Origin of the sequence: Gudongella sp. DL1XJH-153 (genome assembly GCF_049310905.1) — a bacterium.
In the GTDB taxonomy this organism is placed as follows: domain Bacteria; phylum Bacillota; class Clostridia; order Tissierellales; family Tissierellaceae; genus Gudongella.
Genome location: NZ_JBMEMN010000015.1, coordinates 24308 through 50591, shown reverse-complemented (window position 1 = coordinate 50591; position 26284 = coordinate 24308). Strand labels below are relative to the sequence as shown.

Below are 26284 nucleotides of genomic sequence, written 5' to 3'. Positions count from 1 at the left end.
GAAATAATGTGCGAATAGGAAGGAATTACTGGTATTGACCTGGAGCTAAAAGGAGATCTTAATCTTAAGGTTAATGTCCATGGAAGAGATTAGCTGCTATGGCATATAACTCTTTAAATGTGCGGTATAAGGTATCATAACATCAAAAAAAGTAGTTTGATTCAATTTTTTATTGACAAACTTTTTTGCAAAAGGAGGATATTGGATGGAAAAAGAATCATATATTTCTAATTTAAAATTTCCATTATTGATTTTATTAGTCTCAATTTCACTAATTTTTAGTATCAATTCCAAAGCATCAGCATCCAGTTTCAATGAATATTATCAAAAGGTCAATGATCATGTTGCCTATATACAGACAAACAACAGCTTACCTGACAAGGGAAGCTTCTTCTTGAGAAGGATTGTATCAAAGACAGACTATGCTTACTGGACAAGTTTTAGAATTCCAGGTGATTCAGGAACCTTAAGGTACTTTGACAGTGAAAACAATCTTGTACAATTGCCCTTGGTTGATGGTACTCTTCCACAGGGGAGGATCCTTTTTTTATCGACAGATAGATACAATTATATAATCGGTCAGCCTTACACATACAGGGACCTTGGAACTGGTACAAAAGAAGCACTTTCAAGTCAACCCATACATTTAAGGAAGGATGGGGATGGCTGGGTTGCTACATTCCGTTATAACTTAAGCTCAGGAGTTCACGGGATACTTTGGGGAGCCGGGTCAAGTAGTGAGCTTATTGATTTCAACGACGAAGATCAGCTAAGAATGTGGTCAACCTATGACCTGGATAGGAATGCGCGATTGCTTTATGATGGCTACCATTACAAAAGCCCTTCAACATACTATCCTTCAACTCCAAATTCCTACTGGAGGATTCCAAGTGATTACTTAACCAACTCTCTTGTAGGAAGTGGTGGAAGTCTTGCTTCGGAAATAATCGGACGGTCACTACTTATGGTAGCACAAAAAAATATAAATAATGAGGGATTTCTTCCAACTCTTCCACGGAGCAACTGGCTATTTGGTGATTATGGTATAGATGGTGGATTCTTTGATACGAGATTCAATGGAGATACAATTGAAACAAACATAATCGCTTACAGAAAATTTGGGGATGAGGTCTTTAGGAATTATGCAACAAGACTTGCTGATTATTATATGGAGCATGGGAAAAACAAACATTTTCTGGTCAGTGATCCAAACATTGGAGAAGGTTGGCTTGTTGAAGACTACTCTCATCCTTTGGGAAGAAAAAATCATATGTCACTGAATCATCAGCTTCAGGCGATTCATTCATTCCTGTTGCTGTATGAAACAGAAAGAAAACCAGAATATCTGGATTTTGCGCAGAAGATGCTTAATGGGGTTAAGATAACCAGAGACAGGTGGATTAAGCCTGATGGAAACCTTGAATATGCTTATATGCCAGATGGCACAATGGGTCTTATAGATTACGATTACCTGACCTACAATGATCTTCTAAATGTCCAGCAAAGTCTAATTAGAATCAAGGGAGAGCGTGACAGAGACCTTGATATTCTGATTGAATCCAAAAGATTGTGGATGGACAGAAACAATGTTTCAGGCTATAGAAAAACTTCAGAAACAATAAATCCCAGCTGACTCAGCTGGGATAATTCTTTGTTTGATTTGGGACAAAAAGGTCCGTCCCTTGCGTCTCATTTCTTTGAGATTGTAATCAGAGAGAATTGTACCGGATTCATAACTCTTATGGGAAGTACACTGTTGCCGATTCCACTGTCAATATAGAGCATTGTTCCTTCTGGCAACTCCATAAGTCCCTTGTCGTAGTGCGGAAACAATCCCTGACCGGGTGAGACTAATCCTCCAATCAGTGGCAGTCTTATCTGTCCTCCGTGGGTATGGCCTGAAAGAATCAGATCCACATCACCATCTGCATACCAGGATGCTTTAACCGGTGAGTGAGAAAGTAGAATATTCAGTTTATCCCTATCGGCACTGGATAGCATCTCTTGATAATCATGATCCTCAACATAAAACTCTGCGCCATATATTCCAATTGGATTTTCGTCCACTACTATTTCATGTGAACTGTTCTTAAGAATAATCACATTTCTGTCTTCAAGCTCCTTAAGAAGCTCTTTTCTATGTCTGTTTGCAATTTCGTGATTTCCTTCTACAAAGTATACAGGTACTCCCATGGAACGGAGTGAATCCATAAGTTTTAGCGCTACGGTTAGGTCTTCTGTCTTATGGTCTACCAGGTCTCCTGTAAAGGCTATCATATGAGGATTGAATTCCTCAATTTGATCTTTTAGTTTACTTATATCTATTCTTTGGTTTGAATGAGAATCAGTCACCTGAGCAATTCTGATATCTTTTTGAACCTTGTCTGACTGAATAAAAACCCTTTGTGTTCTGAAATCAGTTATCTGATTTCTATTGTATAAAAACAGCCCGATTGCAATAATTGCAATCGTCGGAAGTATTGTATTTATTTTCATACGCTCGCTTGCCTCCTTAGGATCTTGCTTTATCTCTTGATGGTAAGGTTTATTGTAGTATAGCCAGCCTCAAAAAAAGCAAAAATAACCGTCCCTACTGCATTCAAAAGCCCCTACACGACATCTCATCTTCTGAGGGTAGCTTCAATCCTCTTGGGCTTAAGGAATAGTTCGATTGCTGAGTCTATTGATGGCACAAGAATATCTGCAGCCTGCATCAGACCGGCATATGCGCCTTCCATTCCAATTACCGCAATCCCAATATTTGCATTTTTAAGCATGGAAAGGTCATTTCTACCGTTTCCTATTGCTGCAGTTTTTTCAGCTCCAAGTCTATTTACAATTTCTAGTTTGCTTTCCTCTGCGTTCCCTTTATCAAATATATTTACTTCAATCGGTAACCCTTCACATTCCTTTGTAACGGTTCCCAAGGTGTCTGCAGTAAGTACAGTTATATTGAAACCAGCCTTATGGAGCAAGCTCAAACCTTCCCTTGTCCTGATAGACATTTTTCCATCCAGGGCAAGGGTACCGTTATAATCAAATACCAGATTCTCTATTTCAAATGGCTCATCGTAGCCTTGAATTTGTAGCTTTATCATCATATCCCACCTTTGCTTGTTGATATTATGGGACAAAAAGGACCGTCCCTGGCGTCCCGGATTCTCACTTTATAGAATTATTATAACACATTGCAAAAAGGAAAAATGCTCCGACTGCTTTTATAATAAAGCATCCGGAGCATTTTATATGGTGCGGGAAAGAGGACTTGAACCCCCACGTCAATGACACTAGATCCTAAGTCTAGCGCGTCTGCCAATTCCGCCATTCCCGCAAGTGGTGACCCATCCGCGACTCGAACGCGGGACACCCTGATTAAAAGTCAGGTGCTCTGCCAACTGAGCTAATGGGTCAAAAAATAAAATGGGGTGGATAATGGGATTCGAACCCACGACCTCCAGAGCCACAATCTGGCGCCCTAACCAACTAGGCCATACCCACCACGTTTTTTCTTGGAGCGGGTGAAGGGAATCGAACCCTCGCAGCTGGCTTGGGAAGCCAGTGCTCTACCACTGAGCTACACCCGCAGCAACACTTAATGCACTGCTGAAGACACTCAAATTTTCTCCGCACTCCGTTAGCGGATTAACCGCTGACTTATATGATTATAACAGGTTGAAAATACCATGTCAATAATTTAGTTTAAGATTCCTGGATTTTTTCAGCTCCTAAAAATGAAAGCTGTTCCATGCTCTTGTCCATAAGATTACTGATTGAAACACCTAAAAGTCGTAGGCTCTTGTCCCACTCCATTTCACCAAAAAGCATACTGGCCAATTTGAATATTTCATCTCCATCTGATATATAGTGATTAAATGTCCTGCTTCGGGTGTGGCTTTGAAAGTCTTCATCCTTGATCTTTACCGTAAGTGTCCTTCCGTGTATGTTTCTACTTTCCAGGTCCTTTTCAAGTTCAATTGAATATTCTTTCAGCCTTTCAATAAGAAGCTTCTTGTCTCTTGTCTCTCGAAAGGTCCTTTCAACTCCCATGGATTTTCTCTCCCTGGTTGTTGTTATTGTCCTTCTATCCACGCCTCTGATCCTATCGTATATTTCCCTTCCACCTCTTCCAAACATATCCACCAGAAAATCCTCTGGTAGCTGGTAAAGCTGTTCCACTGTGTATATTCCAATATCATTAAGCCGCTTTCTGGACTTGCTCCCAATCCCGTATACCTTGCTGACCTGTAAAGGGAATAATATTTGTGGCATCATATCCTCAGTTATCTTCATAAATCCGTCAGGCTTGTTCCAGTCCGATGCCAGTTTTGCAAGAAATTTGTTAAAAGACACTCCAATTGAAAGGGTCAGTTCTGTCTCCTTCATCACCCTGCTCTTGATCAACTCAGTTATCTCTTCTGGACTCTTGTCCATTCCTGATATATCCATGTAGGCTTCATCGATTGAGAGGGGTTCTATTCTGTCTGTAATTCCTCTGAGTATTTGAAATACCTGACGTGATACTTCCTGGTATCTCGACATTCTACCAGGAACATAGATACCATGAGGGCATCTTTCCTTTGCCATAAAAATAGGCATGGCTGAATGTATACCGTACTTTCTAGCTTCATAATTACAGGTGGTTACAATGCCTCTGTTGCTTCTACCACCTACTATAACGGGGTGTCCCTTAAGATAGGGATTATCCCTTTCCTCAACTGCTGCAAAAAACGCATCCATATCCAGATGCAGAAAGTCCAGTGATGTTGCCATTTATCTCTCTCCTACCCGATTTTCTTGATTTCTCCTGTTATCATTTGGCCGATGTGCAGTATTCCATATGTCCCTTGTGTAAATCCACCTCTTGGAAAAGACGGGCTACCTGGATTCAGCATAAACAAGTCTTCTTCCCTGTGTACTCCAGGCATATGAGTATGTCCAAAGAGTACTGCATCAGCCTTGTTTTCAAGTGCATGGTAATAAAGCCTCTGTAATCCATTCTTGACACCTTGCTTGTGTCCATGGATAAGAAGAATCTTCTTTCCACCAAGTTTAACAATCATTTCTTTTTTGTAGTATGTTGACCAGTCGCCATTTCCACCGATTATATGGGATGGGATCTTGAGTTCTTTCTTGATTTTTTCCCCGTCTTCAACAAAATCTCCAAGGAAAAAAAAGGCATCTGCATCCTTTTCCTTCTTCAATGCCTGAATAATCGGTTGAGTGACGTGATGTGTGTCAGAAACTACGATTACCTTAATGCTACTCACTTAATATCTCCTCCAGTTTTTCTCTCAAGGCATCGATTGCCCTGCTTCGATGGCTGATTGAATTCTTGACACTGGATGGCAGCTGAGCGAAGGTTCTTGAATAGCCATCCGGTACAAACAATGGGTCGTATCCAAATCCATTCTCTCCCATTGGGCTTTGCAAGATTTTTCCCTTGCATTCACCTTCAACTGTATACTCCTGATTGTCTTCTGTTATTAGTGCAATTACAGTCTTGAATGATGCTTTTCTGTCTTTTCCCTCCAGATTTTTTAGCAATGTCTCGTTGTTAAGAGCATCATTTCCATCTTCTCCTCCATATCTGGAGGAATAGACTCCAGGAGCTCCACCTAAAGAATCCACAAACAGTCCTGAATCATCTGCCATAACCATTGCATCCACAAGCACTGACAGTTCCCTTGCTTTTTTTAGACTGTTGTATTGGAGTGTATCTCCATCCTCTACGACACTAAGGTCTTCGATTCCTGCCTCTTGTTTTGTGAGAATCTCTAGTGGAAGATCCTTTAGAATCTCCCTTAATTCCTTTGCCTTGTTTTTATTGTCTGTTGAAAGTATCAGTTTTCTCATATCATTCCCTCACTAAATCAGATCCGTAATCGGTCCAAGAATTTCTTTTTGCAGTTCAATCAATTCACTTGTACCCTTTTCAGCCAAATCAAGCAGCTGATCCAGCTCTTTCCTTGAGAAGGTTGAATTCTCACCTGTCCCCTGTACCTCAACATACTTACCGCCATCTCCCATTACAACATTCATATCCACCATGGCAATATGGTCTTCCTGATAGCACAGGTCAAGAATTGGTCCCTCTGCACCTACTCCAACACTTATTGCTGACAGATATCCTGTTATTGGGAACTCCTTCAGTTCTCCCTGCTTGTATGACTTGTGCAATGCATCGACAAGCGCAATATAGGCACCTGTAATGGAGGCTGTTCTTGTTCCTCCATCAGCTTGTATTACGTCACAGTCTATCCAGACGGTTTTTTCACCAAGCTTTTTCAAATCCACAACTGATCTTAATGATCTTCCAATCAGTCTTTGAATTTCCGTATTTCTGCCATCAATTCTTCCCTTGGTAGAGTCCCTCATTTTCCTTGTTATAGTACTTCCCGGCAGCATCGAATACTCTGCTGTAACCCATCCTGTCCCAGTATTTTTCAAAAAGTGAGGAACCTTGTCCTCAACCATTGCAGTACATATTACTTTTGTATCTCCCATCTGTATAAGTACTGACCCGTATGGGTGCAATAAATAATCCCTTTCTATTTTTACAGATCTCATCTCATCGCTTTTCCTATTGTCTATTCTCATCCAAACAACTCCTCGTTTTAATTATATCTTCATTCTATCAGACATTGGATCTTATTCATATATTCAGGAAACAAAAAACCCCTTTTGCAAGGGGGAATATCATTTTTTCTTTCTTATAAAGTATCCACCACGTATTGGACTGATACTGTTTACTGTTATAAATGCATTCGCATCGATACTGTCCACAATCCTCTTTAATCTTGGAAGATCTTTTCTGTTAAGAGCAACTGTTAGCATCTCTCTTGGTCCTTCTATTCCCTGGCCCTCATAGCTCGTAACTCCAAATTTCTCACTTCTTAGTGTATCAATCAGTATATCGTTATTGGCAGTCTTTAATATTATTTGAGCTGATAGATTTCCAAGGGCAATCTTGTTTTCAATCATAATACCCACATAATTACCCGCCGCAAACCCAAGACAGTATGACAGAAGATTATAGGGATTATCAAGTGAATTTACGACCTTGCCCAGTACCATAACATAAATTCCCACCTCGAAAAATCCAAGAAGTGCGGCTTGAAACTTTCTTCCCTGCATCACCATCAGTGTCCTGACTGTAGCCATGGACATATCCAGCATCCTGGCAAAGAATATCAGGAAGTATCCAAAAATCATTTCCATTAAAAAATTCCCCTTTCAAACATATACAAGGGAAGGCTTAGCCCTCCCCTTTTATTAATACTCTTTAAAATATTGCTCTACTGCGTTTATAATTCCATCAACCACTTGGTTCTGGTAACGATCAGATAATACAAGTGTAAGCTCTTCTGGGTTTGTCATATATCCGGTTTCAACCAGTACTGCTGGCATCTCGGTCTCCCTAAGGACTACAAGCTCCGGTCTTTTGATTATTCCCCTTCCAGTTCTTCCAGTCTGATCAAGAATTCCATTGTAAATGAATTCAGCAAATGGGAACTGGTCATACATTTTCTTGTCACTTTCATATGCAGGACAATATAATATTTCAAGACCGTTTATTGAACTGCTCATTGTTGCATTTGCATGAAGACTTATAAATAAATCTGCATTGTTTTCATTTGCAATTCTTGGTCTACTGTAGAGGTCAATAAAAACATCTGTATCTCTTGTCATAATGACATTGTATCCCCTGGCAAGCAGTGCGTCTCTTAACTTAAAGGATGTTTGAAGGTTTATATCCTTCTCATTAATGTTTCCCTTGACTGCACCTGGGTCTTTGCCACCATGACCTGCATCTACTACTATGGTTGTATTCTGAGGCAAGACTACCTCGTTTCTGATTGCCTGCAATCTGATTACCTGTTCTTCAGGTCTTGAGAGGACGCTATAAACTACTCCTCTTCTGAATCGGATTATAATTTTCGTTTCGTTTCTTCCTCTTTCAACAGATACATCTCTCACCAGCTGGTCTCCAATTTGGAATGTACCATCAGGAAGGTCTGTGGCTGTAACTGGCAATGTTATTTCAATTTCTTTTCTAAGTTCATCGTAATCAATGTCATATTGTGTAGGGAAAAGGTTTCTAAATTCAAAGACACTCTCGGTTCCTCTGTTTTCATATTGGAATGCATCCCATGCATTTTCCTCAGGGAGAATAACGAGTCTGCCTCTTTCAGGCATAACAATAATTCCTGGGTCTCTGGTGCCTTCCATTACATCAAGAACCACCCTGACTACATCCTTGTCAGGCCCATATGTTTTGTTGCTATCAAACTGGGATGCCCTTACTCCCTTAATAAAGTTTAATCTATAATCATATTCCTGGTAAAGCTCTCCAATTATTTTCGTATCCATTATATCTATAACAAGTCTTGTTGGATCGCTAATCTTCATAACATGATAATCTTGACTTTCAACACCGTAAACAACTATTGCCTGCTTGCCATTTACTATTTCCTGTCTTATCATCTTTGGACCAGTATACTCATCTTCATCATCATCTTCATCTTCTTCAGGGTCTTCTCCCCTGACTGGTTCTTCAGGTTTTTCCAGTTGGTCATCCTGGAAAAGCACATAAGCTTCGCCATCTTCCTGAACAATTCTGAAATCTTCCTCTTTATTCAATGTCATAACTATTCTCGTAGTATATGGGCTGATTGTAAACTGTGAATACTGAAGTCTCGATATAAGCTCATCATCCACAATTACATCTCCCGGTCTTGCCTTGCTTCCATCAACATCAAGGATTGTATTTTCAACATCCAAAACAAGCTTGTTTGATGCAGGAAGGAACATGGTCTTGTATTTCAATTCTCCGTCAGTCTGGATTCTAATTCTGTAGTTTCCATTCCATCCTTCTTCAGCATGGATTCCTGAGATTGTTCTCTCATCTCCTGTTTCCTGAGTTTTTGGTGTATTTATCATGGCAGTGTAGCTGCTTGCATCCCAGCCTACCTCATAACCCATTATTTCTGATACAAATCTTACTGGTACCATTGTCTTGGCTTCATTCAAAGATGTGTAGGTAACAAGTTTCGGTATTGAATTCTCTTCAAGCGTCATTGCATTTCCGTTGACAAGAACAACATTGCTGTCTATTGTAAGATCCAATTGGCTTCCCTTATGGGTTACAGTAGCAGTTCTTGTTGCAGCATTCCAACCTACATCCGCTCCAAAACTCTCAGCAACAAATCTTATGGGCACAAGGGTCCTGTCTCCCATTATAAATGATGAAAACTCTGAATTTGTAGACTTTCCATCCATTACAACTGCCACCCTTGGCACTGCCATGGCGCTTCCATTTACGTTTATATCTACGCTGTTTCCAAATGATACTGAAAACAGGGTTATAAAAAGCAATATTATTGATGTCAAAATTATCCGTCTCATAAGTATCTCCTCCGCTTTAGAAAAACATAACTCTACCTAGGTTATTTATATCATTTTAAAGGTCTTCATACAATATCGAAGGGTACAATGTAACCATAATGTAATATGACGGACTATATTTCCAAAGCCCTGTAAAGTTCATCTGTTCCAGGTGATTTTATCTCCTTCCTGTCACCGTTTTTCACACTGAAAATCCCAGCTTCCGTAACCTCTGCTATAAGGGTTGAAGGAACGCCAAGTCCATCAAGTCCCTGGATAAGATTATCTGCACTTTCATCCGGTACAACCATTATCATGCTTCCACTGGATATCAATTTTCTTACGTCCACACCCAGATGATCACAAATTCTCTTTGTAATATCTTGAACTGGCAGCTGATCTTCAAACAAGTCTATACCTTTTCCAATTGCTTTTCCAGTCTCCCAGATTGCTCCGTAGATTCCACCTTCTGTTATATCGTGCATATATTTTACTCCATGTTTCTTAGCAAAGATACCTTCCTTTACTACGCTTAGGTGTCTTCCAAGATCTATTGCTTCCTGGATTTCATCCTGGCTGAACTTATCCCCTAGTTTGCCTCTTAGTTCACTTGCTAGGATGTGCGTACCCTCCAGGCCTATCCATTTTGAAATAACCACCTTGTCTCCTAACTTTATGGACTCATATGTGTAAAGATGTTCTCTTTTCATTCTGGCAATTACAGTTGTGCTTAAGACCATCCTTGTAACGGCGTCTGTTATTTCCGTGTGCCCACCTATTATTTCAACATTTACCTCAGCCGCTGCCTCTCCTGCTTCCTTCATAACCTCTTCAAGTTCCTTTTCCCCTGTCCCATCTGGGCACAAGATGGTCAACAGCAGGGCCACAGGCTCCGCCCCCTTGGTTGCAGCATCATTGCAGGATACATGCACAGCCAAAGCCCCAAGTGCCTTTGTAGCGCCTGTTATGGGGTCTGTACTGACTACACAAAGGTCTCCCCCAAGGTCCATTACACCCGTATCTTCACCAATGCTTGCCCTGACAAGTACTTCGTCACGCTGTAAAGATATATTGTTAAACACTATTTTTTCAAGTAATTCATTAGGTACTTTACCTATCTCCAACCCGCTCGCCTCCTTAATGATATGGTAACAGATAAGTGGCAAAATTAAAAGCCCTGACTGGTGTCAGGGCAATGTTTCTACGAATTAAACACATCTTCGTTCAAACCGCCTTCAGATTTTGCAATAATGGTGGTACATACGGCATCACCTGTTACATTTATTGCGGTTCTGGCCATATCGACAAGTCTGTCGATTCCCATGATCAATCCAATTCCTTCAAGGGGCAGTCCCACTGATTGGAGAACCATTGTCAGCATTATTGCACCTGCTCCCGGGACTCCTGCAGTTCCAATCGATGCCAAGGTTGCTGTAAGGACAATTGTAAGCATCATTGCCAAGGTCATTTCAATCCCGTACACCTGTGCTACAAAAAGTGATGCAACACCCTGCATTATTGCTGTTCCATCCATATTGATCGTAGCTCCCAACGGTACTGTAAATGATGATATTTCCTTGGATACGCCCAAGTCTCTTTCAGTTATTTCCAAGGTTACTGGAATTGTAGCTCCTGAACTTGCAGTTGAAAAGGCAACTGACATTGCAGGAAGGAATTTTTTGTAGAAGGTTCTCAGACTTAATCCTGAAAATATCTTAAACATGGAACCATATACCACTGTAGCGTGAATCAATAAACCGATGTAGACCGTGCCAATGTACTTCATCAGAGGTATCATGGCAGAATATCCAACAGTTGAGAATGTTCTTGCAATCAAGCCGAATACACCTATTGGAGCAAATATCATTACAATTTCAACAAGCTTCATAATAAGGTCATTCAATCTTTCAAACAGGTTTGCAAGATATGCTCCCTTTTCTCCCAAAAGTGAAAGGCTTACTCCTGTCAACAATGCAAATACAATGATCTGAAGCATGCTGCCTGAAGCCATTGCACCTACTATGTTATTGGGAATCATCTCATAGAATGTCTGCACAAGGGGCACCTTGTCCCTCATGGTTACTTCAACAGCCTCTACAGCCCCCATGTCCAAGCCAATTCCGGGTTTAAGAAGTACACCTAGTGTAAGCGCTATTACAATTGCTATGGCTGTTGTTGTCAGATAGAATAGCACTGTCTTTGAACCAACTCTTCCAAGTTTTGTTACATCGCCCATATTTGCGGCTCCGTTAACCAAGGAAATAAATACCAGCGGCACAACAAGCATCATTATGGCACGGAGAAACACTTGTCCCAGAAACAGGAATAATCCGTCAACCAAAACTGTGTCCTTAAGAGTACCCGATGGCATGTTATAAACTAAAATACCTGTAATAATACCGATTACCAAAGCCATCAGAACCTTTGTTGTCAGTCCGTATTTGCCTTTTTTCATGACTCTTCCCCCTTTTCTTTTTATTACATATATTATAACGATACAGCGTCGTAAAGTCAAAGCATAAAATCGTCTATCTTTCCTTGATTTTTTCCATCAACAGTTTATTTACCAGCTGTGGATTAGCCTTTCCTTTTGTTGCTTTCATAATCTGCCCTACAAGGAATCCAACTGCCCTGTCCTTACCGTTCTTGAAATCTTCAACGGACTGAGGATTGCTATCCAGGGTCTCCACCACAATCTTTTCAAGCTCGCCTTCGTCTGAAATCTGTATCAAACCTTTTTCCTCAACAATTGCTCCAGGCGACTTTCCGGTTTCAAACATTTCCCTCAAGACTTTCTTTCCAGTGTTGTTGTTGATCTTGCCATCCTTTACAAGAATAATAAGCTCTGCAAGGTTAGTTGATGATATTGGCATTTCTTCAAAGTCCTTGTCTTCGTCTTTAAGTCTTCTTAAAACATCTCCCATCATCCAGTTTCCAAGTAGCTTTGCATCCTTGACATTTACAAGTGTTTCCTCGAAGAAATGTGCAAGTTCCTGAGATTGTGTAAGCACTCCGGCTTCGTAATCACTCAAATCGTACTCCTCAATAAATCTCATCTTTTTGGCATGTGGAAGTTCGGGTAGATTTTTCCGTATGCTTTCAAGCCACTCCCTGTCTATCTTGATTGGCGTTATATCCGCCTCGTTTGCGAATCTGTAGTCATCGGCAGTGTATTTTTTTCGCATAAGGATGGTTTCTCCTGCTACTTCATCCCATCTTCTGGTCTCCTTATCCGTGTTTTCTCCCTTTTCCATAAGCACTCTATGTCTTTTTTCCTCGTATTCAATTGCCTTTACTGCAGATCTGAAGGAGTTAAGGTTCTTGACTTCAGTTATATTGGTCTTTGTTCCCTCTTCATCGTCTACGACGTTAATATTGACGTCACATCTTAAAGAGCCTTCCTCCATCCTTACATCTGAAATTCCAATGTATTTAAGGGTATTTCTTAATTTCTCGAGGAAAAGCTTGGCTTCTTCAGCTGAGCTGACGTCTGGATTGGTTACAATTTCAACCAGTGGAACTCCACATCTGTTGAAATCCAACAGGGATGTACCATCCTCAGTGTGAAGCTGTTTTCCAGTATCTTCTTCTATATGGATTCGGTCCAGTGTGATCTTCTTTCGTCCGGACTCCAGCTCAATTTCAAGGTATCCACCTGAACACAAGGGATGGTCTGCCTGTGAGATCTGATATCCCTTCGTAAGGTCAGGGTAGAAGTAATTCTTTCTGTCCATCCTTATTGCATCTGCAATTTCGCTATCAAAGGCAATTCCCGCCCTGATTGCATATTCAACCGCCTGCTTGTCTATAACAGGCAATGCTCCTGGAAGTCCAAGGCATATGGGGCAAACTTGTGTATTGACATCTGCACCGTATTGGTTTTTACAATTGCAGAACATTTTCTTATCCGTGGAGAGCTCAACGTGAATCTCAAGACCTATCAATGTCTTCTTAGCCATTATCTCACCGCCCTTTCATAGCCTAAGCCTGCTTTAAGTATTGTGGAATCACCAAATCTCGGCCCTGTAATCTGGAATCCAACAGGTAGGTTATCTAAATCTCCCATTGGTATGGATATACCACAAAGACCTGCAAGATTAACTGGAACTGTATATAGGTCAGCCTTGTACATATCTACTGGTGAATTTATCATTGAATCCAGTTTAAATGGAAGCATTGGTGCAGTAAGGGAAAGAATTATGTCATGATCCTTAAATGCGTTTTCATAATCCTGTTTTATCAGAGTTCTTATTCTTAATGCCTTCTTATAGCTTTGAGCCTGATGACCTGCACTTAAGGCATAGTTTCCCATCATGATTCTTCTCTTTGTTTCTTCTCCAAATGCTTCCGTCCTCGAATTTGTGTACAATTCATCAAGTGTTTCATAATTCTCGGTTCTGTATCCAAAACGAATTCCATCAAATCTTGAAAGATTTGTACTCACCTCTGACGCCATGATTACATAATAGGTTTCCAATGCGTATTTCAGGGATGGTAGTGGTACGTATTCCACGATCGCTCCTGCATCCTCAAATACCTTTACTGTCTCCTTGAATCTTTCCTGTATCTTATCATCGCCTGTAATCCTCAAGTTCTTATACTGCTCAGGCAATGCAATCCTAAGTCCTTTCAAAGAATTTATGCCTTCTATCGAAATATCTCTATCGGCCTTCTTTGATGATGTAGCATCTAGTGGATCATAGCCTGTGACCGTTTGAAGCATCATATGAGCATCGCGGACATCTCTTCCGAAGACTCCAATCTGGTCAAGCGAGTTTGACATTGGAACCACACCATACCTTGATACCAAACCATAGGTAGGTTTCATTCCAACTATTCCACAGAAGCTGGCCGGCTGTCTTACAGACCCACCAGTATCAGAACCTAATGCCAAGGGCAGTTCGTTTCCTGCTACGGCTGCAGCCGAACCTCCGGATGATCCCCCTGGAACCCTTGTGAGGTCCTTCGGGTTTCTTGTAATGCCAAAGTATGAAGTCTCGGTTGAACCTCCCATGGCAAATTCGTCCATATTTGTTTTTCCAATAATTATACCATCTTCATCCACAATTTTTTTTACCACTGTTGCATCATATGGTGGATTGAAATTTTCAAGCATCCTGGATCCGCATGTGGTCCTCAGGTTCTTGGTCAGGATATTGTCCTTAAGTCCAACTGGGAGTCCTGCAATTATTCCTAGCTTTTCTCCATTTTGAAGTTTTTTATCAACTCTTTTTGCAGTTTCCAAGGCATTTTCTCTGTCCATAGTAATAAATGAGTTTAAGTCTTTTTCGACTTTGTCAATTCTATCCAGATGGGCACTTAAGATTTCTGTTGAGGATAGTTCCTTTTTCAGAAGTTTTTCTCTCATTTCCCATCCTTTTAAGCTGGTAATGTCCATAATATACCTCCCTATTCAACAACTTTTAGTATCTTGAAGTATCCGTACTGCGATTCAACTGTGTTTTCCAGAACCTCTTCCCTTGAAAGTGTCTGGCTTTCACCGTTTTCCTTCATGATTCCATCTTCGTCGTTGATGGTGAAGGTAGGTTCAACGTTTTCAGTGTCAACTTCCTTGATTTTCTCAAGAAAACCTATTACCTGATCAAATTTTTCAGTAAACTCATCCAGCTCTTCATCTGTAAACTTAAGCTTTGAGATACTTGAAATATGAACAACCTGGTCTCTGGTTATCATAGCATTCTCCTCCTCTTTAATTACTTCAATATATTTTTAAGCTCCTCTTCCCCAATAATTGGGATATCGAGCTCCTGTGCCTTTTTAAGCTTGCTTCCTGCCTCAGCTCCCACAATTACAAAATCAGTCTTTTTGCTTACAGAACCAGTTACTGTTCCGCCCATAAGCTGAACCCTTTCCTTTATTTCATTTCTTGTAAGGCCTTCAATTGTTCCGGTTATGACTACTGTCTTGTTTGTAAATATTGATTCTCCCTGAACTTCTACCGTTTCGTGATGAGGTTCTACCCCTTCTTTAAGAAGCTTGTCTATACCTTGCTGGATTCTGTCATCATGGAAGAATTCAACGATGGACTGGGCTACAATTTCTCCAATATCTGGTATCTGAATCAGTTCATCAATACTAGCATTCATGATATCCTGGAGAGATCCGTACCTGTCAGCCAAGTCCCTTGCTGTCTTTATTCCTACATTGGGAATTCCCAATGCGTATATAAATGAATGAAGGCTTACATCCTTGCTTTTTTCAAGTGCATCTATCAGGTTTTGTGTCTTCTTTTCCTTGAAGCCGTCCAATTCTATTATATCATTGTATTTCAGCTCGTAAATATCCGGGAGGTCCTTTATATCCAATTTTTCTACAAAAATCTCTGCTGTTTTTTCGCTGAAGCCTTCGATGTTCATTGCATCCCTGCTGGCAAAATGCTCCAACCTTGAAACCAGCTGTGGCTTGCAGGATAGTGAATTTGGGCAGAATATGTGAACTCCGTTTTGATACAGCTCACTTCCACATGCTGGACAGTGTGTGGGTTTTTCTATGTCTGAAACTGGTTCATCAGTTGGCATGCTGCCAAGGATTTCAGGTATTACATCATTTGATCGCCTTATCAGCACCCGTCCATTGAGTTTTACACCCTTTCGTTCAATGTCATCGTAATTGTTGAGCGTTGCTCTCTTTACAGTAACGCCGCCGATATCCACCGGGTCGAGTATTGCTGAAGGTGTAACCTTTGCAGTCCTTCCCACATTCCATTGTACTCCAATTACCCTTGTTGTGGTTTCCTCAGCTTCAAATTTGTATGCAATTGCCCATCTGGGAAATTTATTTGTATATCCAAGGATTTCCCTGCTCCTTAGATCATTAAGCTTTACTACCATTCCATCCGTAAGGACATCCAGACTTCTTCTTTCTTCCTGTTGTCTGTGAATTTCCTCCATCAGCCTGTCAACTGACTGAAAAACCTTGATATATGGAAAAACAGGCAGTCTGTTTTCCTTCAGAAAATCAATCATTTCCATATGGGTCGAGAAACTTTTACCTTCAATATATCCAGTGTTGTAAAAGAAGGCTGCAAGCTTTCTTTTTTCTGTTGTTCTCGGGTCAAGATTCCTTAAAGCTCCTGCTGCTGCATTTCTGGCATTCTTTAGTGGCTCATCAGCCGTCTCGTTATAGCTTTGTAGCACAGACAAGGGCATTAATCCTTCCCCTTGGATTTCAACCTTTCCCTTAAAGGGAATTCTCATCGGTATTGATCTTATTGTTTTAAGCTGGGGCAGAATTGCTTCTCCCTGTATTCCATTTCCTCTTGTTGCTCCCTGAATCAGGGTTCCGTCATCATAAGTGAGATTTACCGTAAGGCCATCAAATTTAAACTCCAGTACAAATTCAGGCTCCGGTAGACTGTCCTCATTATCACTATTGTATTCCCTGACAACTCTCTGGATTCTTTCAGCCCATGATCTTAGTTCCTCTTCACTTTGGCTTTTATCAAGGCTCCACAATCTTCCTCGATGTATATGCTTCTTAAATCCAGGCAGGACTTCTCCTCCAACCCGTCCAGTGGGAGAATAGTCATATTGGATGCCTAGTTCATCTTCTAGTTTAACCAGCTCGTCGTATAGTCTATCGTATTCCGCATCACTGATTTCCGGCTTATCCAAGGTATAGTAGCTGTAATTGTACCGGTCGATAAGCTGGATAAGCTCATCCAGTCTTTGTTTTTCAGCCATGCCAATCTCTCCTTTGATTAAATTATGGTCAATGGTGCCATTGACAGCATAAGGGTTTTTAAGCCTCCGCCGTCAAAGGCTATCCTTACCTTCTTGTCGTCATTGACCTCTTCAATGCTTACTATCATTCCATTGCCGAATTTTTCATGCTTCACTTTTGTTCCCACTGAAATCGGGACATCCGATGTCTTCTTCCTTATTGGCTTTGGAATGAAGTTGTCCTTGTTATACTCCATGGATCTTTTTACTTCCAGAGGATCCTTGGCTATTTCCTTCTTCTTTTCCTCCGACTTATCTATTTCAAGGGTATCACCCATCTCATCCAAAAAGCTTGATGGAATCGTATAGTCTGTTCTTCCATATAATGTCCTTGCCTTGGCACTTGTAATAAAAAGCTGTTCCTCTGCCCGGGTCACTGCGACATAGCAAAGCCTCCGCTCCTCTTCCAGTTCCTCAAGAGAATCCATGGCTCTTGAAATGGGGAAGAGTCCTTCCTCCATCCCAACGAGGAATACCACGGGAAATTCCAGTCCCTTGGCGCTGTGTACAGTCATCATGGATATTACATTGTCGTCTTCCACTGTCTTGTCTACATCGGAAAGAAGAGATACGCTAGCCAGGAAGTCCTCAAGGGTTGACTCAGGATTCTTCTGCTCAAATATCAAAGCAACAGAAAGGAAATCCTTGATATTTTCAATTCTCGTTCTTGCCTCAATTGTCCCTTCCTTTTCAAGATCTGCAATGTACCCTGTTGATTCCATGGTCTCCTTGATAAATTCCTTGATTCCCATAAGTTCCTTTTTAGCCATAAGAATATTCATCGAATCTGCAAAGGGTGATATGGAGTTTTTTGCTCTTGATGAAAGAACGTCAATCTTTTCCCTGTCAAGTACTGCACTGTATAGTGATTCATTTCTCTCCTCGGCATAGGCTTCCATCTTTTCTATTGTAGCCTTTCCGATTCCCCTCTTGGGTGTATTTATTATCCTTTTCAATGCTATGTTGTCATTTGGATTCTGAATGAATTTAAGATATGCGATTATGTCCTTTACTTCCCTGCGGTCGTAGAACTTCAGTCCACCGATAACCTTGTATGGAAGTTCTTCAGCCATAAAGGCCTCCTCAAAAGGTCTTGACTGTACATTTGTCCTGTAGAGAATTGCTATATCCTTCAACTTGTATCCCTTGTACATAAGGTGATGGATCTTTTTTGCAACAAAAAATGCTTCTCCCTCAGAGTAATCCAAGGGTGTGTAAACAGCACTGCTTCCTTCATTCTTGTCAGTCCAGAGATTCTTGTGCTTTCTTTGGGTGTTCTTCTGGATAACCTGATTGGCAACCTTTAGTATAGCTTCAGTTGAACGATAGTTCTGCTCAAGAAGTATTACCTTGGCACCTGGAAAATCCTTCTCAAATTCCAGTATATTTGTTATATCAGCATGTCTCCAGGAATATATGGCCTGGTCTGAATCGCCCACTACGCATATGTTGTTGTGATATCCTGAAAGAAGCTTTACAAACTGGTACTGAACCTTGTTTGTATCCTGGTACTCATCCACAAAGATGTGCTTGAATCTCTCCTGGTATCTTTTAAGTACCTGTGGGCTGGTTTTCAGAAGTTCAACACCTTTTATCAGAAGATCATCAAAATCCAGTGCATTGTAGAATCTCAGCTTTTTCTGATACAGGGCATAGGCTTCACCGATATTTCTCTCCCTGAAATCTCCGTAGTTGTCATTGATATATTCATCAGGGGTTACCTGAGTGTTCTTCAGTTCACCGATCTTTGCCAAAAGGCCGTTTTCCTTGTACATCTCCTTGTCAAGATTCAACTCCTTCATGCATTCCTTGATCAGGGTCTTCTGATCATCCCTGTCGTATATGGAAAAGTTCTTGTCATATCCGATTTTTTCAATATCTCGTCTTAACATCCTTACACAGATGGAGTGGAATGTTCCCATCCACATCTTGTCAACATCCACCGCAATAAGGTTTGCCACCCTTTCCTTCATTTCATTTGCAGCCTTGTTGGTAAATGTTATTGCAAGGATTTCGTAGGGAGATACTCCCTTATGGTCGATAAGATGTGCAATTTTGTGGGTAACAACTCTTGTCTTACCGCTTCCTGCACCTGCCATAATAAGTAAAGGTCCTTCAGTGTGAAGAACCGCCTCCTTTTGTCTATCGTTAAGTCCCTTTATATAATCCATTTGTCACCATCCTAACTATTCTCTCTACAATTATATAGTATTGACTGGAAGATTTCCACAAAAAAGCACTAATAGAAAAGGAACCGGTTCGGAGTGTTTAATTAACACCACCTAATCCGGTTCCTTCATAGAATAATCAGTCTTAAAGTTCTTATGATTTCATTCCAAATTTTACATCAAGGAAAACTCTCCTTAAAGGAAAAACCCCAGATTATTATTCCGGGATTTTTCTACTTAGGGGAAATTACTCTATTTTCAAATCGATATCTTTCCTGTTTTCATATGATGCCTTTATTGCAGCTATGATATCACCGTGTGAATCATTAAGACTCATTGTTGCAGCTGATGTCACATCTGCAAGCATTGCCTTCTCATCATCTGTAAGTGCATCATACTTGGCTTTGTCTTCTGCATCATCTGAACCGTCTTTTAAAGGTCTTCCGTTTCTGTCGGATGTATACTTGTCAAACCAATCTTCAAGCTCTTCTGCAGTCATACCGATAAATGCTTCTTCAAACTTATCCATATGTTCAACCCATGTCTTGCCGTTGCCCATTACATATGAGTCGCCTCTTTCTCTCTTTGTCATCCATCCATCGATTTCTGCAAAGAAGTTCTCCTCTGTATCAGGAGTCTTTCCATCTACAACCTCATCGTGATCTTCATCGAAGTTATATCCACCCTGACCTGGGAATCCGCTGAAGTGTGGCATTCCATCGCCATCATAGTTTGGAGTTGCAATTTCCATTTGATCAACATGAAGTGCAACAAGCTTTCCTTCTTCGTCAAATAGTGAGTTTGCCACTACCTGGTTTATACTCCATACCTGAACTTCCTCATTGTCAGCTCCTGGACCCTTTCTTCCCATGCTGGCGATTCCAAGACCATATGATGAAGCTTCCTCAATTTCAAGGGGCTTTCTGTTTTCATATGCAAGTTCAATTGCAGCCACTATGTCACCGTGTGAATCATTAAGACTCATAGTTGCAGATGATGTCACATCTGCAAGCATTGCCTTCTCATCATCTGTAAGTGCATCGTACTTGGCTTTGTCTTCTGCATCCTCTGAGCCATCCTTTAACGGTCTTCCGTTTCTATCTGAGGTGTAATCGTCAAACCAATCTTTAACTTCTTCAACGGTCATTCCAGCAAATGCCTTCTGGAATCCGTCCATATGCTCAACCCATGTCTTGCCGTTGCCCATTACATAGGAGTCGCCTCTTTCCCTCTTTGTCATCCATCCATCGATTTCAGCAAAGAAGTTCTCCTCTGTATCAGGAGTCTTTCCATCTACAACCTCATCATGATTCTCATCCCAGTTGTATCCACCCTGGCCTGGGAATCCGCTGAAGTGTGGCATTCCATCGCCATCGTAGTTTGGAGTTGCAATTTCCAACTGGTCAACATTCATCTCAAGAATTCTACCTTCGCCATCAAAGAGTACGCTGGCAAGAACCTGGTTGATGCTCCAAACCTGAACTTCCTCATTGTCAGCTCCTGGACCTTTTCTTCCCATATTAGAAATGCCGAATCCAAGGTATACATCAGATGCTGTAACCTCTGATGGGTCTTCTGGCTCCTCTTCAACTGGAGCAGGATATGTATCAGGGTCAATTGCATTGTTTACAGCATATATTATGCCATCACTCGTATATGTAGCGCCAGAAACAGCATCAACCTCGGTTGAATTCGCTTCCACTATTGCAGCTGGAGTCTCTTCAATTGCAGGATCACTGATTCCCGGTGTTTCGCTGTGTGAAACAATTTCAACACCTTTTATTGTGTCACCTGCCATCATGACTTTAACCTCAATCGGTCCTCCAAATCCCTCACCTACACCTGTAAGAGTAACTGCATCAGCAGGCTCCTCCTCAGGAGCTGTTGAACATGCTGCCATGCTAAATGCCATAGCAAAGGCCAAAAGTAAAACCAATAGCTTTTTCAAAATGACTCATCTCCTTTTATTGTAATATTATTAACGTTATATCATTAACAAATATACCATATTTTGGTAATGTAATCAATGGTTGTTTATGTTACAAACGTTGTAATTTCAACATATATGGCATATGTTCTTAACAAACGCCTAATTACGTACAGCTGCATCTGTTTAATATTTAATACTTGCTTTCAAATACTTTGTTAAAAAACCGCCACTGATTTTCCAGTGACGGTTTCTATTAGATATCTAGAAGATTCTTTTTATATAGGCTGTAAAGCATTCTCAAATTGTCCATCTTGACATAAATACTTTTCTGAAGCTCAGATGCCAGATCATAATTCTGCTTCTCGATTGCCTCTTTGATTTGAGTAAACATTGAAGTCCTGCTTAAGCTGTCCTTCATCAACTCAATTCTTAAATCTCGTATTGCCAGCCAGTTTGATATATCCAGATCCGATGCATTTGCCGGATCGTGCAATGATTTATATCCCCTGATTTCCCTTATGGAATCAGGAATTATCCTATGCTCTATTTCTGTAAACCATTTGTTAATTGCAGCAGACTGGTAGCTCTCGATTATGCTGTGCCTGAATACATTGCCATTCTTGAGAATTGAAAGCTTTTCCGGATACAGTTGGAATGCCTTTATGTTTTCATACACTGTTGAAGGGACTTTTCCAAAGAAGTCTTCCCTTTCCTTTTCTGTATAATCATCAAATACATTTACCTCACTTCTGTAAGCTCTTCCCTTTTGAAGATATATACCTTCATCTTCTGGAGTTTTCGACAACTCATCCAAAAGGCTGTCCTCATCCCTGTTTTCCTTAAATACATGGTTGATTCCATCATCCATGGCCATAAGCATGGAACTCATGCAAAGGAATGAATTCGTATGTGGGTTTGGACTTCTAAGTTCAAATCTTGTAGCTAGAGGGTTGTTCTCATCCCGAATCAATCCAATTAGAATGGTTCTGTTCCTTGAAGGAACCTCTACACTTCTTCCCAGGGATGTTACTATGCATACAGGAGCTTCGAATCCCGGCTTAAGTCTCTTGAATGATTCATTTGATGATGTTATAAATGGATTCATGATCTCATAGTTCTTGAGAATTCCCATCAGTGCCCCATATCCAATTGGACTCATATAATGCTTCTTGTATGGATGGAACAGATTTATTCTCTTCCCGGATTTCAACTCAACGGCAACACCCATATGCGTATGCTCACCACTTCCTGCAACACCTGGAATTGGCTTAGCAAGGAAGGTTACATCCATTCCCTTTGCTCTGAAGGTTTCCTTTATAATATTCTTAAGAAAAATCTCGTTGTCACCTGTCTGTATTGCCGTGGAATACTTCCAGTCAATTTCAAGCTGCTCCATTATCCCTGAAAAGCTTCCATCATGCTGGAGTCTGGCTTTTACTCCTCCAACTTCCTTGTGACCCATCTCAGGCTCCATACCATAAAGCTCCATAAATTGAAGAGAATTTTCAAGAGCAGTTCGAACAGCTCCTCTGGTCTTGGCCCAGTACTGTTCATTTAACTCCTGTGAGGTTGTTAGTTCCTGAAGCTCTCTGTTTGAGTCAGGTGTTCTTACCCAGAATTCAAGTTCAGTGGCGGCTGTTACGTGAACACTCTTGATTTCATCTGGCAGAAATCCATAGGCTTTTGTTTGTTCAGGATTGTTTTTCAAAAGCTCTTCGATATGACTCTCAAAGTAACTTGTAGCATCCTTCAATATATGTCTCGAGTCAACAGGGATGCCATCGTGGTAGAGAAAGCAAGGAATCTTAAGTGTTCCAACCGGTCTACCTGAGTCCTGATCGATATTCTCGAAATTGTAGTCAACAAACCAGTTAGCTTCCAAATCTGATTTCATGTCTATTTTTGCATTATCCAATGATGCTATTTTGGGAAGATAAACTGACGAGCCATCTGTCTGGACCGCAATACCATCCAAAAACAAATCCATGTCTTCCATAAATACCTTTACAGGTATCTTCTCTTCTGTCTCATGTCCGATCAAATCAACGCCACCAAGGGAGACAAATCTGATCTGGGGATTATCCTCAAGGATTCTATATAAATCCTCCTTGTTGTGATTTTCATGCCTGATTAAGTAACACAAATCTTTTCTCATTTTATCATCTCCGGTAGCAAATTTTTTATACTTTATTATTTTATTACTCCACAGTGTGATTGTCAAGACTTTTACTTTATCATGCGAAAGGACCCCATCTGGGGTCCTAGGATTCTATTCAAGTTCAATTATACTGGTGCTGTTTGAGAGCGTATCAATGTAGAGGATTTTTTTTCTTAGTGTTTCCCCTTTATCTAAAAGGAGTTTCAAGGCTTCTGCAACCTGATAGGATGCAACCAGTGCAGGAGTAAAGGATGGATTCCCCAGTTCATTCTCAATACCCTTTGCATCTGGATCAGAGTAGATGGTTGATAGGGTGTCATCTCCAGGCATTACTACACTGACCTGTCCATACCAGCCACCAATTGCTCCGTGAACCAATGGAATCTCCAGTTGTTTGCATATTTCCTGAAGGAGTAGTCTGGTCCTTGCGTTATCCACACCATCCAAAAGCAAATCTGCTCCTTGGAGAAGCTCTTTGCCATTGTCAATGGATATTCTGTCATGAACTGCGACAACCTCCACTTGGGAATTTATTCTCTCAAGTATCCGCTTTGCCTCTATTGCCTTCGGCTCTCCAAGATTGTCTTCGTTGGAGAATCTCTGTCTGTTGAGATTGCTCTCTTCGAATACATCCCCATCTATTACTATTACCTTGCCTACTCCCAGTCTTACGACAAGTTCGGCCAAATACCCTCCAAGCCCTCCGGCCCCCACAACTCCAACAGTTTTTTCAGCTAAGATTTTCTGTTCATCATGAGAGATCAAGGACTTGTTTCTATCATATCTATGCTCAAGCTTCAAGATTCAGACCCCCTTACTCTTTTTTGTGGAAGTCCTCCACAAGATAGTCCAACGCTCCCATTTTCTTTAAGAATTCTTCCGAAGGTATTCCGGTCTCATAATCCCATCCAAGCTCATTGAAGAAGTTCTGCCCAAGAAGCACATTGTCGACTTCTACACCTTCAAGAGGTCCAGCCTCCAAAGGAGGCTTTCCTACCGCTCTCTGGGTTATTCCCATGTCCTTTGGTAGAATTCCTTCTCTAATGTTAAATGCATGTCTCATTGTATAAATTCTAAGTCCAGCCTTGTAGCTTTCTTCCTCTCCGAATGAGAATCCTCCGATTGTTTCCACATAGCTGTCCACTATTCCTTCAGGTGGTGTTCCGAATCTAGAGAAAATACACATTCCTGCTACATTCATTATTTCTCTCTTCGATGTAAGGTCTACATCCTGGTCACCAGTTCCCTGGTAGTCATACTTTGGTCTTGTTTCCTTGCCTCCCATCTGAAGACTGCCCACTCCTCCCTTGACATGTCTTCCTGGAGTTGGGTCAAACTGATATGTTCTTGCCAGACCCGGTGCAAATCTAGGGTCGTGCATTGGCAGCTCGATACCCGATGCAGTCTGGAGATATTCGTGTCCCTTTTTGAAATAGTCTGCTGCATAAGCTGAGCCATTTGAAAGAACTTCTCCACAACCCTCAGCATCAGCTATTTTCTGAGTCAATGCCACAATTGCTTCACCATCGCCCCACTTTAGGTCTATGCCATCAAGTTCCTCGAGCGATAATACACCTTCATCATAGCATTCCATTGCCCAGGCTATTGTCATTCCTGTCGAAATAGTATCTATTCCATATCTGTTGCATATATCATTTGCTTTTATCAGGGCATCTTTCTCATCACACAACATTGTTGACCCGAAAACAGATGCCGTTTCGTATTCAGGTCTGTCAGTGGTTCCAACAGGCCATCTTCCTTCATTTACCTCATATTCTGCTCCACATCCCAAGGGACAGCTAGAACAGGCATACTTCTTGGTCTTGTACCTGTCCATCACCTGTGCTCCAAGTGCTTCTGCAGATTCTTCACCATAATCAATAATGCCTACACCTTTCCAGTTCATAACAGGACTGTCGCCACTTAATGCAGCAGCTGCTGTTCCAGCTCCTGTTCCGTGATCGCTGAATCTTTTTGTTCCCGGATTTTCCTTCATTGTCTTAAGAACAAGCTTGTTCACTTCTTTTAGTCCCTCTGAATCCGCCACGTGGACTTTTCCGGTACCCTTTACAAGAACTGCCTTCAGGTTCTTTGAACCCATAACCGCTCCTCCACCGCCTCTTCCAGGTGCCCTGTGCCCATCGTTGATTGGACATGCAAGGAGTGATTGTCTTTCTCCGGAAGGTCCGATTGCAACAATTTTTACTGTAGGTTCATCATGCTCTTCCTTAAGGGATTCCCAGACTTCCTTTGTATCCATTCCCCACAGATGATTTGCATCCTTTATTTCCACCTGTCCGTCGTTTATCCATATGTAGACCGGCTCCTTTGAAACTCCTGAGATAAAGAGGGCATCAAATCCCGCTTTTTTAAGCTCCGGTCCGAAGAACCCGCCGGAATTGGAGTCATTCCAACCCCCTGTTACTGGAGACTTGTGTACCATTGTAAATCTTCCGCCATACATTGCACCGGTCCCATTGGTAATCCCAGTAATAAATCCGAGAATATTGTCCGCACCAAGTGGATCAGCGCCTGCCGGCATTCTTTCATAGAGTATCTTTGCTCCGAACCCATATCCTCCTATGTAGTCCTTCACAAATTGCTCATCAAAGGTTTCCGTTGTTGTTTCTTTCGTACTTAAGTCGATAAATAAAAATTTTCCATTGTATCCATTCATAATTATCACTCTCCATATCATTATTATACAAAATTTGTCTAGTTGATGCAATTCTCTGACAAGTTAGTTGATTTCCTGGGTTTACAAGGAAAGTATAATGAATCCCAGGTAATTAGATATCTCGGTTTCACTCGATATGACATTTGTGTTTAGTTGTACGGTAGCAAGAATAGCAAGGAAAGTAATAATCAAACCTTAGATACTAGATATCTCGACTACGCTCGA

General features: G+C 41.1%; 20 protein-coding genes and 4 tRNA genes. 1 reads left to right on the top strand and 23 read right to left on the bottom strand.

All coding sequences use genetic code 11. From position 1 onward, the window contains the following. Positions 1–205 precede the first annotated feature (205 nt). Positions 206–1633, top strand: a complete 1428-nt coding sequence (locus ACOEN1_RS07460; RefSeq protein WP_422486126.1) for a hypothetical protein — start codon at positions 206–208, stop codon at positions 1631–1633. Between the two features lie 56 nt (positions 1634–1689). Here ACOEN1_RS07460 and ACOEN1_RS07455 read toward each other — a convergent pair whose 3' ends face one another. From ACOEN1_RS07455 to ACOEN1_RS07345, 23 genes are all read right to left on the bottom strand, one after another. Continuing rightward, a complete protein-coding gene (locus tag ACOEN1_RS07455; protein WP_422486125.1) occupies positions 1690–2496 on the bottom strand; it encodes a metallophosphoesterase in 807 nt (268 codons plus the stop codon). Between the two features lie 125 nt (positions 2497–2621). Continuing rightward, positions 2622–3098, bottom strand: a complete 477-nt coding sequence (locus ACOEN1_RS07450; protein WP_422486124.1) for an HAD family hydrolase — start codon at positions 3096–3098, stop codon at positions 2622–2624. A 149-nt stretch (positions 3099–3247) separates the two neighbouring features. Then, positions 3248–3331, bottom strand: a tRNA-Leu gene (locus ACOEN1_RS07445). A 3-nt stretch (positions 3332–3334) separates the two neighbouring features. Next, a tRNA-Lys gene (locus ACOEN1_RS07440) sits at positions 3335–3410 on the bottom strand. Between the two features lie 11 nt (positions 3411–3421). Then, positions 3422–3498, bottom strand: a tRNA-His gene (locus tag ACOEN1_RS07435). Positions 3499–3510: 12 nt separating this feature from the next. Next, positions 3511–3584: transfer RNA gene (locus tag ACOEN1_RS07430), tRNA-Gly, on the bottom strand. Positions 3585–3699: 115 nt separating this feature from the next. Continuing rightward, positions 3700–4770 carry a DNA polymerase IV gene (locus ACOEN1_RS07425; RefSeq protein ID WP_422486123.1) on the bottom strand — a complete coding sequence of 357 codons (1071 nt, stop codon included), beginning with the start codon at positions 4768–4770 and terminating at the stop codon, positions 3700–3702. A gap of 11 nt (positions 4771–4781) precedes the next feature. Further along, positions 4782–5267, bottom strand: a complete 486-nt coding sequence (locus ACOEN1_RS07420; RefSeq protein WP_422486122.1) for a YfcE family phosphodiesterase — start codon at positions 5265–5267, stop codon at positions 4782–4784. Then, the gene (gene rdgB / locus ACOEN1_RS07415; protein ID WP_422486121.1) at positions 5260–5853 is read right to left on the bottom strand and encodes an RdgB/HAM1 family non-canonical purine NTP pyrophosphatase; all 594 of its coding nucleotides are present in this window, start codon (positions 5851–5853) and stop codon (positions 5260–5262) included. The genes ACOEN1_RS07420 and rdgB overlap by 8 nt, the downstream gene beginning before the upstream one ends. Positions 5854–5865: 12 nt before the next feature. Next, positions 5866–6597 carry a ribonuclease PH gene (rph, locus tag ACOEN1_RS07410; RefSeq protein ID WP_422486119.1) on the bottom strand — a complete coding sequence of 244 codons (732 nt, stop codon included), beginning with the start codon at positions 6595–6597 and terminating at the stop codon, positions 5866–5868. 99 nt (positions 6598–6696) lie between these two features. Next, positions 6697–7218 (bottom strand): DUF2179 domain-containing protein, encoded by a 522-nt coding sequence (locus tag ACOEN1_RS07405; RefSeq protein ID WP_422486117.1) that lies wholly within the window; start codon positions 7216–7218, stop codon positions 6697–6699. Between the two features lie 54 nt (positions 7219–7272). Beyond that, positions 7273–9405 carry an N-acetylmuramoyl-L-alanine amidase gene (locus tag ACOEN1_RS07400; protein ID WP_422486115.1) on the bottom strand — a complete coding sequence of 711 codons (2133 nt, stop codon included), beginning with the start codon at positions 9403–9405 and terminating at the stop codon, positions 7273–7275. Positions 9406–9518: 113 nt separating this feature from the next. After that, entirely contained in the window at positions 9519–10508 is a 990-nt protein-coding gene (locus tag ACOEN1_RS07395) for an AIR synthase family protein (RefSeq protein ID WP_422486113.1), read from the bottom strand. A 77-nt stretch (positions 10509–10585) separates the two neighbouring features. Then, positions 10586–11839 (bottom strand): dicarboxylate/amino acid:cation symporter, encoded by a 1254-nt coding sequence (locus tag ACOEN1_RS07390; protein WP_422486111.1) that lies wholly within the window; start codon positions 11837–11839, stop codon positions 10586–10588. 73 nt (positions 11840–11912) lie between these two features. Further along, positions 11913–13343 carry an Asp-tRNA(Asn)/Glu-tRNA(Gln) amidotransferase subunit GatB gene (gene gatB, locus ACOEN1_RS07385; RefSeq protein WP_422486109.1) on the bottom strand — a complete coding sequence of 477 codons (1431 nt, stop codon included), beginning with the start codon at positions 13341–13343 and terminating at the stop codon, positions 11913–11915. Further along, positions 13343–14782, bottom strand: a complete 1440-nt coding sequence (gatA, locus tag ACOEN1_RS07380) for an Asp-tRNA(Asn)/Glu-tRNA(Gln) amidotransferase subunit GatA (RefSeq protein ID WP_422486107.1) — start codon at positions 14780–14782, stop codon at positions 13343–13345. Before gatA ends, gatB begins: the two co-directional genes overlap by 1 nt. A gap of 11 nt (positions 14783–14793) precedes the next feature. Continuing rightward, entirely contained in the window at positions 14794–15078 is a 285-nt protein-coding gene (gene gatC / locus ACOEN1_RS07375) for an Asp-tRNA(Asn)/Glu-tRNA(Gln) amidotransferase subunit GatC (RefSeq protein ID WP_422486105.1), read from the bottom strand. Between the two features lie 20 nt (positions 15079–15098). Further along, entirely contained in the window at positions 15099–17087 is a 1989-nt protein-coding gene (ligA, locus tag ACOEN1_RS07370; RefSeq protein WP_422486103.1) for an NAD-dependent DNA ligase LigA, read from the bottom strand. 17 nt (positions 17088–17104) lie between these two features. Next, positions 17105–19297: a DNA helicase PcrA gene (gene pcrA, locus ACOEN1_RS07365; protein WP_422486101.1), complete on the bottom strand. Its 2193-nt coding sequence runs from the start codon at positions 19295–19297 to the stop codon at positions 17105–17107. A gap of 244 nt (positions 19298–19541) precedes the next feature. Next, a complete protein-coding gene (locus ACOEN1_RS07360) occupies positions 19542–21242 on the bottom strand; it encodes an FMN-binding protein (protein WP_422486099.1) in 1701 nt (566 codons plus the stop codon). 235 nt (positions 21243–21477) lie between these two features. Further along, a complete protein-coding gene (locus ACOEN1_RS07355) occupies positions 21478–23379 on the bottom strand; it encodes a glutamine synthetase (protein ID WP_422486098.1) in 1902 nt (633 codons plus the stop codon). 114 nt (positions 23380–23493) lie between these two features. Next, complete coding sequence (locus ACOEN1_RS07350; RefSeq protein WP_422486096.1) at positions 23494–24183, bottom strand: HesA/MoeB/ThiF family protein; 690 nt, start codon at positions 24181–24183, stop codon at positions 23494–23496. Positions 24184–24196: 13 nt separating this feature from the next. After that, positions 24197–26059, bottom strand: a complete 1863-nt coding sequence (locus ACOEN1_RS07345; protein WP_422486094.1) for an aldehyde ferredoxin oxidoreductase family protein — start codon at positions 26057–26059, stop codon at positions 24197–24199. Positions 26060–26284 lie beyond the last annotated feature (225 nt).

Excerpts from the sequence above, each read along its gene's own strand:
- ACOEN1_RS07400 (WP_422486115.1), bottom strand. The coding sequence starts at position 9,405 with ATGAGACGGATAATTTTGACATCAATAATATTGCTTTTTATAACCCTG.
- ACOEN1_RS07460 (WP_422486126.1), top strand. The coding sequence starts at position 206 with ATGGAAAAAGAATCATATATTTCTAATTTAAAATTTCCATTATTGATT.
- ACOEN1_RS07450 (WP_422486124.1), bottom strand. The coding sequence starts at position 3,098 with ATGATAAAGCTACAAATTCAAGGCTACGATGAGCCATTTGAAATAGAG.
- pcrA (WP_422486101.1), bottom strand. The coding sequence starts at position 19,297 with ATGGATTATATAAAGGGACTTAACGATAGACAAAAGGAGGCGGTTCTT.
- ACOEN1_RS07345 (WP_422486094.1), bottom strand. The coding sequence starts at position 26,059 with ATGAATGGATACAATGGAAAATTTTTATTTATCGACTTAAGTACGAAA.
- ACOEN1_RS07425 (WP_422486123.1), bottom strand. The coding sequence starts at position 4,770 with ATGGCAACATCACTGGACTTTCTGCATCTGGATATGGATGCGTTTTTT.
- ACOEN1_RS07390 (WP_422486111.1), bottom strand. The coding sequence starts at position 11,839 with ATGAAAAAAGGCAAATACGGACTGACAACAAAGGTTCTGATGGCTTTG.
- rdgB (WP_422486121.1), bottom strand. The coding sequence starts at position 5,853 with ATGAGAAAACTGATACTTTCAACAGACAATAAAAACAAGGCAAAGGAA.
- rph (WP_422486119.1), bottom strand. The coding sequence starts at position 6,597 with ATGAGAATAGACAATAGGAAAAGCGATGAGATGAGATCTGTAAAAATA.
- gatA (WP_422486107.1), bottom strand. The coding sequence starts at position 14,782 with ATGGACATTACCAGCTTAAAAGGATGGGAAATGAGAGAAAAACTTCTG.
- ACOEN1_RS07455 (WP_422486125.1), bottom strand. The coding sequence starts at position 2,496 with ATGAAAATAAATACAATACTTCCGACGATTGCAATTATTGCAATCGGG.
- ACOEN1_RS07355 (WP_422486098.1), bottom strand. The coding sequence starts at position 23,379 with ATGAGAAAAGATTTGTGTTACTTAATCAGGCATGAAAATCACAACAAG.
- gatC (WP_422486105.1), bottom strand. The coding sequence starts at position 15,078 with ATGATAACCAGAGACCAGGTTGTTCATATTTCAAGTATCTCAAAGCTT.
- ACOEN1_RS07405 (WP_422486117.1), bottom strand. The coding sequence starts at position 7,218 with ATGGAAATGATTTTTGGATACTTCCTGATATTCTTTGCCAGGATGCTG.
- ligA (WP_422486103.1), bottom strand. The coding sequence starts at position 17,087 with ATGGCTGAAAAACAAAGACTGGATGAGCTTATCCAGCTTATCGACCGG.
- gatB (WP_422486109.1), bottom strand. The coding sequence starts at position 13,343 with ATGGCTAAGAAGACATTGATAGGTCTTGAGATTCACGTTGAGCTCTCC.